Origin of the sequence: Bartonella sp. HY038 (assembly GCF_014117425.1) — a bacterium.
Taxonomy (GTDB): domain Bacteria; phylum Pseudomonadota; class Alphaproteobacteria; order Rhizobiales; family Rhizobiaceae; genus HY038.
Window position 1 is genome coordinate 3,269,553 of the sequence record NZ_CP059725.1, and the last position, 7,948, is coordinate 3,277,500.

Annotated in this window: 5 protein-coding genes and 1 tRNA gene; 4 read left to right on the forward strand and 2 right to left on the reverse strand. The window is 41.8% G+C overall.

Going from position 1 to position 7,948, the window contains the following annotated elements; all coding sequences use genetic code 11:
* The first annotated feature begins 159 nt into the window (after positions 1–159).
* Positions 160–234, forward strand: a tRNA-Gly gene (locus H3299_RS14055).
* 144 nt (positions 235–378) lie between these two features.
* Here the strand turns inward: H3299_RS14055 and upp are convergent.
* Positions 379–1,008 (reverse strand): uracil phosphoribosyltransferase, encoded by a 630-nt coding sequence (upp, locus tag H3299_RS14060; RefSeq protein WP_182418252.1) that lies wholly within the window; start codon positions 1,006–1,008, stop codon positions 379–381.
* Between the two features lie 568 nt (positions 1,009–1,576).
* On the opposite strand from upp, the gene ubiE reads away from it, so the two are divergent.
* The 3 genes from ubiE (at position 1,577) to coaBC (ending at position 5,259) form a co-directional block, all read left to right on the forward strand.
* Positions 1,577–2,374, forward strand: a complete 798-nt coding sequence (ubiE, locus tag H3299_RS14065) for a bifunctional demethylmenaquinone methyltransferase/2-methoxy-6-polyprenyl-1,4-benzoquinol methylase UbiE (protein ID WP_182418253.1) — start codon at positions 1,577–1,579, stop codon at positions 2,372–2,374.
* Entirely contained in the window at positions 2,374–3,954 is a 1,581-nt protein-coding gene (gene ubiB / locus H3299_RS14070; RefSeq protein WP_182418254.1) for a 2-polyprenylphenol 6-hydroxylase, read from the forward strand. Before ubiE ends, ubiB begins: the two co-directional genes overlap by 1 nt.
* A 63-nt stretch (positions 3,955–4,017) precedes the next feature.
* Positions 4,018–5,259, forward strand: a complete 1,242-nt coding sequence (gene coaBC, locus H3299_RS14075; protein ID WP_182418255.1) for a bifunctional phosphopantothenoylcysteine decarboxylase/phosphopantothenate--cysteine ligase CoaBC — start codon at positions 4,018–4,020, stop codon at positions 5,257–5,259.
* 109 nt (positions 5,260–5,368) lie between these two features.
* On the opposite strand, the gene H3299_RS14080 is transcribed toward coaBC, so the two are convergent.
* A complete protein-coding gene (locus H3299_RS14080; RefSeq protein WP_182418256.1) occupies positions 5,369–7,330 on the reverse strand; it encodes a M23 family metallopeptidase in 1,962 nt (653 codons plus the stop codon).
* Positions 7,331–7,948: the final 618 nt, after the last annotated feature.

Here is a 7,948-nt window from a genome sequence, read left to right on the forward strand (position 1 = left end):
CATTGCCAAATTAATGCTTATTTTTGTCATAAAAGGCGAATTTTAAAAAATATTTGCATTTTTATACATTTTTTGAATTTTTGCTATTGCATTCTCAACACCGTTGCGGCATATAACGCCAATCTTGAACGAAGCGCAATGCTTCGATACGCTAAATGAGCGGGCGTAGCTCAGGGGTAGAGCACAACCTTGCCAAGGTTGGGGTCGTGGGTTCGAATCCCATCGCCCGCTCCAATTTTCCCAAAACATATATTGAAACGTAAATTCTTTGTTTGGCAATTTGAATTGTCACGTTTTTTAGTTAAAAAATAAAGCACTTTTATTGTTCAGTATAAAAGTGCTTTGTAGAACTAGCTTAGTAATTATTAGATGAATTACCTATTTGGTTCCAAACATGCGATCGCCCGCATCACCAAGCCCCGGTAAAATATAGCTATTTTCATCAAGACCATTATCGATGGATGCTGTGTAAATATCAACATCGGGGTGTTTTTCTTGCAAAAATTTCAAGCCTTGTTGAACAGCTAAAACGCAAACGAATCGTATTTGGTCGGCGCCACGCTCTTTAAGGCGTGAAATTGCCGCAGCTGCCGAATGCCCTGTCGCAAGCATTGGATCAACCACAATGACCAAGCGTTCACCTAAATCTTCTGGTGCTTTGAAGTAATATTCAATTGGCTCTAATGTAGTATGATCGCGGTAAAGTCCAATATGGGAAACCCGTGCCGATGGAATAAGCGATAACATGCCTTCTAATAGGCCTTCACCCGCACGCAAAATTGAGGCAAGTACAAGTTTTTTTCCATCAAGCACCGGTGCTTCCATTGGCATCATCGGTGTTTCGATGGTTGTTGTGGTCATCGGCAAGTCGCGTGTTACTTCATAGCCCATGAGTAGGGCGACTTCACGCAATAATTGACGAAAATCACCGGTTGACGTTTCCTTTTTGCGCATCATAGTTAGTTTATGGGCAACGAGCGGATGAGAGATAACATGAACTTGTGACACGGTTATTTCCTAATTTTTACAGTTAGTAATTTTAGTTTATATATGATGGGCGTATTTGATTGGGTTTAAAATCAAATGGAAATGACGAAATTTTTTTTCAAGAAGGTATAAATTTTGTCAAAATCTTATATCATGCTTTAACACGTTTTTAAATGACGCAAGGTTTAATAAAAAATATTTCTAAAACAAATTTGGCGTTAAAATCAATGGCTGTTTTCTGCAATTACATTGATAAATAAAATAAGCAATTAAGGTTTAGCGACGCTTATTTTTTATTGGCTTTTATCGAGCATTGCAGTTCAGTGCAGTCTATAGTAGATAGAATAAATAATTTGAATTTGATGAAAAAATGAAGCAGTGCAAAATGGTTTTCCCAAAATGGTTTTTGTTTTTGTTTTGTGTATTCACTAGATAAGATAGGCAGTTTCATCAAGTTTATGGCTTTTAAAGATGTGCCCATTTAAAAGGTTTTGTAAAAGAATTCGTTTTTGGCTTTTTTGGCTAAATAAACACGTTTTTTGAGAGATGATTTTGGGCATGGTGAGAACATATCAAAAGGGTTTTTAAAATGGCAACCGAAGATATCAAGGATAGCAATTCCCGTGTGGGCGCACTTGGTGGCATGGAAAATTCTTTTGGCTTTAAAGCTGTAAAAGAAGAAGAAAAGCAAAATATGGTCAATAGTGTTTTCCATTCTGTTGCCCGTAAATATGATATTATGAATGATGTAATGTCGGTGGGCATGCATCGTTTATGGAAAGATGCCATGGTTGCTTGGCTATCACCGCCTCATCTTGATGGTTGGACAGTGCTTGATGTTGCAGGTGGTACGGGTGATATTTCATTTAAAATTATCGAGGCATCTGGTCGCCATGCCCATGCAACGGTTTTAGATATTAACGGTTCCATGCTAGAAGTTGGCCGTGAGCGGGCCGAGAAAAAGGGGCTGCTTAATCATTGCAATTTTGTTGAAGCCAATGCAGAAAAGCTGCCCTTTGATGACCGTCAATTTGATGCTTATACGATAGCCTTTGGTATCCGCAATGTGCCGCACATTGATAAGGCGCTTTCTGAGGCTTTCCGTGTATTAAAGCCGGGTGGTCGCTTCATGTGTCTTGAATTTTCCGAAGTTGAACTACCAATTCTTGATAAGGTTTATGATCTTTGGTCTTTCCATGGTATTCCACGCGTTGGACAAATGATTGCAGGGGACGCTGATTCCTATCGCTATCTTGTCGAATCTATTCGCAAGTTTCCGCGACAGGATGATTTTGCCGATATGATCCGCACTGCTGGATTTTCTAAGGTTAGTTATCGTAATCTCACTGGTGGTATTGCTGCCATCCACTCAGGCTGGAAAATTTAATGTCAAAATTTCTTGCATCCTTGCGTTTGATGCGGGCTGGTTATGTTCTTGCTCGTGAAGGCGTGTTAAGTGCCCTTCCAGCCGATGGACTAACAGGGTTGCCAGCCCTAGGTCATCGTGTCGCTAAATGGATGTCGCGTGGTAGTGCAAAAAATAGCGAGCGTTCAGAGCGCATTTCTAATGCAATGAATAGGCTTGGCCCTTCTTATGTTAAGCTTGGACAATTTTTAGCAACCCGTCCTGATATTGTTGGCCGTGATGTTGCCGATGATTTATCTTTGCTGCAAGATAAGGTTAAAACCTTTCCACAAGCTGAAGCTATTGCGCAAATTGAAGGTTCGCTTGGCCGCAAGATTGATGATCTTTTTGTTGAATTTGGCGAACCAATTGCCGCCGCATCGATGGCGCAGGTGCATCCGGCATGGATTTTGGATGATAATGGCAACCGTAAAAAAGTGGCTGTTAAAGTCATTCGCCCTGGTATTCGGCGCCGCTTTGCTCAAGATCTTGAAGGATTTTACCTTGTAGCAAGAACGCAAGAGCGTTATGTTGCAGCATCGCGGCGGTTACGCCCGGTTCAAGTGGTTGAAAATCTTGAACAGACAACCCGTCTTGAAATGGATTTGCGCTTAGAGGCTGCGGCTCTTTCGGAACTTGGTGAAAATACTAAAAATGATCCAGGTTTTCGCGTTCCAACCGTTGATTGGGAGCGCACTGGCCGTGATGTTTTGACAATGGAATGGATTGACGGCATTAAAATGTCGGATCGCGATTCCTTGGTTGCAGCTGGTTTTGATCTTGAGGCCTTATCGGTCACTCTGATCCAGTCTTTTTTACGTCATACTTTGCGTGATGGTTTTTTTCATGCCGATATGCACCCGGGCAATTTATTTGTCGATAAGGATGGTATTATTGTTGCGGTTGATCTTGGCATTACCGGTCGACTTGGCAAAAAAGAAAAGCGTTATCTTGCTGAAATTCTTTATGGCTTTATTAAACGCGATTATTACCGCGTTGCTAAAGTGCATTTTGAAGCGGGCTATGTGCCATCGCATCATAGTATCGAAAGTTTTGCGCAAGCTAACCGCGCGATTGGTGAGCCAGTGCATGGCCAATCTGCCGAAACTATTTCGATGGCACGGCTTTTGACGCTGCTTTTTGAAGTAACCGAGCTATTTGACATGGAAACGCGGCCAGAACTTATTCTCTTACAAAAAACTATGGTCGTAGTTGAAGGAGTGGCGCGCACATTAGATCCTCATCTCAATATGTGGAAAGCTGCCGATCCTGTAGTATCTGACTGGATCATGCAAAATTTAGGACCCTTAGGTTTGGTAAAGGATTTGCGTGATAGTGCCATTGCTGTCACCGATCTCGTGCGCAAAACGCCAGAACTTACCAAGCGTTTTGATGAAATCACCGCCGGCATGGCACATATGTCAAAACATGGCATTGTTCTTGATGAAGCAACATTAAAGCGTCTTGCTCGCTATCAATCCCGTAGCGGACGATTCATGCGTTATGCCATTTATATTATTGCCGCTTGTATTCTTTATATCACCTTAAGAATGATATTTTAGCCTCTATTTCAATAGTGGCTTTGGTTGCATAAGTCATAGACAACGACATAAGGCATGTATTCAATGGATTTAAACGATAAAAAGATATTATTGATTATTGGCGGTAGTATTGCCGCGTATAAATCCCTTGATCTTATCCGCCGCTTGCGAGAAAATGGTGCAACTGTCACGGTTGTCATGACAAAGGCCGCGCAAGAAATAATTACACCACTTGCGGCTGGTGCTTTGAGCGCCAATCACGTTTACACCGATCTTTTTTCGCGGCTTGATGAGCAAGATGTCGGCCATATCCGCCTTGCTCGCAATCATGATCTTATTATTGTTGCACCTTGCACTGCAAGCCGCATGGCAAAAATGGCAATAGGCATTGGTGATGATCTTGCCGGTGCGATAATTTTAGCGCGAAACTGCCCAATCTTATGCGCACCTGCCATGAATCCAATGATGTGGAAAAATCTAGCAACCAAGCGAAATCTTAAAACTCTTCAAGATGATGGTTTTTTCTTTATTGGCCCTGAAAAGGGCGAGATGGCTGAAGCTTATGAAAATGGTCTTGGCCGCATGAGTGAGCCATTGACTATTGTTGAGGCTGCTAAAAATATTTTATTATATAAAAACAACCGCCCCTTATCTGGCCGTCATATCATTGTGACATCAGGCCCCACCCATGAACCAATTGATCCCGTGCGGTATATTGCCAATCGCTCTTCAGGAAAGCAAGGGCATGCAATAGCCAAGGCTCTTGGTTATTTGGGCGCTAAGGTAACACTCGTTTCTGGTCCTGTTAGTGTTGATGATCCACAAAAAACTCCTTTTTTGGATATTGAAACCATCCATGTAGAAACAGCTCATGAAATGCTACAGCAAGTTGAGATTGCTTTGCCGGCAGATGTAGCTATTTTTGCTGCAGCCGTTGCAGATTGGCGCATGGATAGCCCAAAAAATCAAAAAATGAAAAAGCAGCAAGGGCAAGATAGCCTTACTCTCTCCATGGTGCAAAACCCAGATATTCTTGCAACGATTGCTCATGGTGATAATCGCCCAAAGTTGGTTATTGGTTTTGCCGCAGAAACCAATGATTTGATTAGCTATGCCCAAAAAAAATTAGAAAAAAAGGCTGCTGATTGGATTATCGCCAATGATGTTTCAATGAATGAAAAAGGCGAAAGCATTATGGGGGGCGATGAGAATCATATTCATATTGTGCAAAAGGATAAGGTTGAGGAATGGCCGCTTCTTAATAAGCAGCAGGTGGCCGAAAAATTAGCCGAAAAAATTGCAGATTATTTTGCTTCTCAAAGATGACAGTTTAAAAGCTTTATTCTCTATATTATTCAAATGCATATGTGTAAAATGGGCGGTGATAACCGCCCTTTATTTTGTTGATAGTGCTAAAAATAACTCAAATTCTAACCTATGAATTCGATAAAGGTGCAGATGAAGCTACTTGCGTGCTGCGAGGGCCATTTTTCATTAAAGCATCAATATGATCGCGCTCACGTTTGAAAGCGATAAGATCATCACCGCGAAGAGATTCTTCATCGGGAAGGCGGATACGCATCGGATCGACTTTTGTGCCATTCACAACAATTTCGTAATGGAGATGTGGCCCGGTTGAAAGTCCGGTAGAGCCAACAAAACCGATAACTTGCCCTTGGCGCACATGCATGCCGGGCTTTAACCCTTCTGCAAAGGCACTTTGGTGGGAGTAACTGCTAATATAGCCGTTGGCATGTTGGATTTCTGTGTGGTTACCATAACCACTACTCCAGCCTGCTTTTAAGACAATACCATCACCGGCAGCAACAATCGGTGCTCCTCGTGGAGCTGACCAGTCAACACCTGTATGCATGCGCACATAGCCAAGAATCGGATGGCGTCTTGGGCCAAAGGGCGAGCGAAACACACCATTGGGTACTGGTTTTCTTAATAAGAATTGCTTGGAGTTACGCCCTTCGCGGTCATAATAATCAATTTTCCCGTCTTGGGATTGAAAGCGGTAATAGCGCTTTACGATGTCGCCAAAAGTTGCTGCAACATATAAAATTTCTGGATTTGCATTAGCCAGCGTCTTATCTGGTTTTGGATAAAATACCTCTAAAGAATCAGTGGCTGATATATTCGATTGCATATCAACATCATTTGCTAGCATACGTACTAATTGACGTGCGCTATCCTCACCCATATTGTAAGATAGAGCAGCTTGTACAACAGCATCATAGACCGAAGGTAGCTTATCTGTGGCAACACGAATGATCGGCATATCACCATCAAGAGCAGAAATTAAAAGCTCTGTCGTTTCAGGTTCTGCGCAGCGTATAAAATTATTATTATCGTCAAGCGCGATGCTCATAACATGTTTTTTGTCATTATAAATACTAGCGCGTACTATAGAGCGTTTTCCGGTTTTATCGGTTTCAACTCCAAGTCGTAAAATGCTACCGGCGGGTAAATCATCTCTTTTGGTCATCGCGTTAAGAGCGTCGGCGATGCGATCGGCATCCTCGCCTATAAAGTTTGCGCGATTTAAGATATCAATTATCTTTTCATCACGGATAAAGGGTAAAATATCCTCAGAATAGTTTTCAATAGCTTGGCGATTATTCGATCCCATTGCGATAGAGACGTTTTCTTGGAAAATTCTAACGTCAAGCGCATCAGAAAAGCTGACCGATCGGCTTAAACTCTTGACTTGGGCTGGATCAATATAATGCAATGCGGCAACCTGTGCGACACCAGTACCCAATGAACTAGCCGCAACTTTTACCGTGTGCTCCACTTCCTCGGTGCTTAATTGGTCAATAACGTCTGAAAACTGCGCATCGAGGGGGAAGTCGCGCATGGGGAGTTTTTCCTCCGGTGCGGCTGGCACAGCATAGGATATTGATGCAGTATTGGTCGCTGCAATCGGCGCAACATCTTCAAAAAGGTTTAACGCATTAAATTTGGGGTAGTTGTAAGTTTGGTCATGTTCTTCAGCAAGCGGCATATTAACAAGTTCAAATGCTTGAGCTTTTACAATTTCCTTGCCGCCTACTTTTTGCACCATAGACAATTCAAAGCTACGATTGTCATCAAGTGGAGTTTTAGGCTTGATTGGTATAAGGCGATCACCTTTGACACCACCTGATTTTGCAATGACCCGTTTTGGAATTTCATTGCGGCCAAGTAGTTCGGGTGGGGTAGCTAATTGTTCGTGCCCATCAAGAGCCGCAAATAAAGCGACCCCCATTAAACTAAAAGAAGTAAGACCAGTTAAAAGTGTTCCAACAAGCCATCGTGCGGATATCTGACGCCGATCAGGGCGCCGGTTACCATTAGCGATTATGGCCGGTTCATTACCAGGATCAACTTTTATATTCTTGTGCTTACCCATCCGCTTTAAATCAGTTCCATTTTTGAATTAACCATTAAATGCGAGTTACAAGTGCAAATCTAGCACTACCTCAAAGTCGGTATAGTTTATGCCACTTAATAATTTATAAAGCCGCATTACTGTTTTATCGTTATATAAAGTGCACTCTTATATATTGTGCGTGTGATTTCCGGTCGTCTTCTGAAGATAAAAATCTTAAATAACTTAAAACCATTTATCCTGCTATTGATAATAGGCAATTTAGGTCTAAATATCCGCTGATCAGATCTATTTAGCCCTATAATGGAATCAATCGCAATAAGATTCAACGTTTTTAATTCGAGAATCCGGTTTGTTTATGGCAGGTCATCGGAGTGAGTAACTTTTCATAAAATATTTATTGTTATATATCAATCACTTGTGTATTAATGTTACGATTTTATGAAAAAGGTTTATGGGTGGTGTTGACTCTTTGGCAGGTGTGGTATTATAAGTCGGTCCAACGAGAGCAGGGCTCTGCTAGCGACGAGGTTTTGTCGCTGTAAGGTAGGGATTTTGTTTTACGATATTGACTGAATATGACGTGCTAGAGTTTTTACGGGTTACGGCTTTTATTAATGATAGACATTATGGTTTGGT

What these genes read in the sequence shown, in the direction of transcription:
- H3299_RS14080 (WP_182418256.1), bottom strand. Translation starts at nt 7,330, where the DNA reads ATGGGTAAGCACAAGAATATAAAAGTTGATCCTGGTAATGAACCGGCC.
- coaBC (WP_182418255.1), top strand. Translation starts at nt 4,018, where the DNA reads ATGGATTTAAACGATAAAAAGATATTATTGATTATTGGCGGTAGTATT.
- ubiB (WP_182418254.1), top strand. Translation starts at nt 2,374, where the DNA reads ATGTCAAAATTTCTTGCATCCTTGCGTTTGATGCGGGCTGGTTATGTT.
- ubiE (WP_182418253.1), top strand. Translation starts at nt 1,577, where the DNA reads ATGGCAACCGAAGATATCAAGGATAGCAATTCCCGTGTGGGCGCACTT.